Source organism: Microcystis sp. M53602_WE12 (assembly GCF_030065455.1).
Classification (GTDB): domain Bacteria; phylum Cyanobacteriota; class Cyanobacteriia; order Cyanobacteriales; family Microcystaceae; genus Microcystis; species Microcystis aeruginosa.
In genome coordinates this window covers 1-1989 of the sequence record NZ_JASJFB010000808.1, presented here as the reverse complement: position 1 = coordinate 1989, position 1989 = coordinate 1, and the positions used below count along the sequence as shown (strand labels likewise).

Annotated in this window: 2 protein-coding genes and 2 pseudogenes; all 4 read right to left on the bottom strand. The window is 40.0% G+C overall.

The genetic code is table 11. The annotated features are described in order from the left end of the window. Positions 1-286 (bottom strand): annotated as a pseudogene (locus PX482_RS24720) (RNA-guided endonuclease TnpB family protein); the annotation flags it as partial. 291 nt (positions 287-577) lie between these two features. Next, positions 578-787, bottom strand: coding sequence for a DUF2281 domain-containing protein (locus tag PX482_RS24715; RefSeq protein WP_002760653.1), 210 nt, complete (start codon positions 785-787; stop codon positions 578-580). Positions 788-1118: 331 nt separating this feature from the next. Continuing rightward, on the bottom strand, positions 1119-1493 hold the full coding sequence (locus tag PX482_RS24710) for a type II toxin-antitoxin system PemK/MazF family toxin (RefSeq protein ID WP_196219847.1): 375 nt from the start codon (positions 1491-1493) through the stop codon (positions 1119-1121). After that, positions 1474-1870: pseudogene (locus tag PX482_RS27910) on the bottom strand (hypothetical protein). The gene PX482_RS24710 and the pseudogene PX482_RS27910 overlap by 20 nt, the downstream one beginning before the upstream one ends. Positions 1871-1989 lie beyond the last annotated feature (119 nt).

The following is a 1989-nucleotide window of genomic DNA, read 5'->3' as shown; positions in this document are numbered from 1 at the left end:
CTGGTATCTTAGCATGACAATTCTGGTAAAATCGATTAATTGATTGCCAGGCTCTATCAGCAGCCGATTGACGTGCTTGTGAGTTTAATTTATTAACCCAAGGTGTCTCTTTATTGTTAGCTAGTACCGAGCAAAGTTTTTGGAGATCATTGCGGGTTGTACCCTTATGATCCATCCAATAACGAACACAAGAATTACGCACAAACTGAGAAGTTTTGATAGCTTCATCAAGCCGGTGATATTGCTCTAGTGTCCCGTTTTTTAGCTTTGCTTCTACGACTAGCATCTAACAATTCTCGACCATTGGTTAAGTAGATTATAACACAGTTTACTCACAAATGATAGAATTAAATCGATACTCCGTTGCTAATATTCTGGTCGGATTTCATCCCCCGCTAATTTTAGTGAGTATCTTGTTGAAAAATCTAGCGGGGGCATTCATCCGACATTTTAGGTAAAGTAAAATCAGTCATACACATATCAGACGGCGAGAGCGTATCAAGTAGCTCCGCAACAACCTCCGCCTGTCCTTGTCCTAATAAGCGTTCTAGCCAAATATTCGTATCCAGAAGAAACACTAGCCATTTCTCCATTCAACTGCAAGATGCTGTAACTCAATTGATGTGTAATCGGTTTTAAGCATCCCTGCCCAGTCTTGACGGAGTTTACGTTTTATAGGTTGGTTAGATTTACTTAAAAGTGACTCTACAAACGTTTGTACTTCAACCTTTAACTGAGGCGATAATTGTCTCACCAGTTCTTCTAGTGATTTTGCTGATGTACTCATGTATTTTACCAATTCAACTTTTTGCAGTAGTTGATAACTAATCTACCACCAGTCTAGCATAGGATTTGATGAGAAACAGCACTAATCTTGAAAACCCCTATAACCCAGTATAGCGCCCTAAAGCAAGCCCTCCAACCCCATCTAGGGGTGCTACCCAGTGCCTTCGGTATCGCACTTTAACCCACAGTTTCAATCAATGTGCATGGTGCGTTCCCCAAAAATCTATTAGTGGAGTAGTAGGACTTGCATTAGGGAACGCAGCCTACCAGCTGAATTCACTGCGTTTACATGATTATGAGTTATCTAACACACGGTCGGGTGCAATGATTTGTTAGATCTCAAATTCGATTACAGTAGCAATGGAGGCTACAATTTCCAGCATTGTAATTTCAGAAACGCTTCCTAATTTATGAATAAACCTTTGTAAATCCACCCCCCTTAGTTGAAGAGTATCAATTGCAGAAGCTTTATTCAATCCATTGATACTGTTAGGTTCAATTTTAACGTGCCAGAAATTTGCTGAAAAATATGTTTTCCAGTCTGTAATAGGAGCAATAAGCTTGATAGGAAGCTTTCCTACTGAATCGGAACTGATGACGACAGCAGGACGCACTTTTTTGATTTCTGCACCCACAGTAGGATCGAAGTTGACTAACCAAATTTCTCCACGTTTTGGCAGCTCAGGGTTAATAGTCAATGATGTCACCTGCCATTAACTGCTGCCATTCAGAATCTTGTTGATAGTGAGAGAGCATTATAGCGGTTCTCGCATCTGTGCGGCACACTTAAACCTTTGCTGATTAAGCTGTTCAGGATCGCGAATGTACCTCTTGTGAATCAGAAACGCTATATATCGGCTTGACTTTTGAGAATATTCCTACGTTCAGTCATTGGTAACTTCAGAAAAGCAAGACGCTGTTTTAAGGATGGAGAGATAGCTTCGGTGGTAGAAGAATCAGAACTAACTTCTTCAACCAAAATAACTACCTCAACAGTTTGTCCTACAGTCAGATCTGGAGATTCAATTTCAATTCTATTTCCAGGTAGAACTTTTGCTGTCGTGTACAAAGTTGATTTAACCATTTTAAGCCTTCTCTTTAAGTATTGTTGTTAATGTAGCTTATGGCTCTTCGGTTTGTGTTATGCAATGGACGGGGATTATAAGGGATGGAACCCTTATATAGAAAGGCATTTAGCGATTT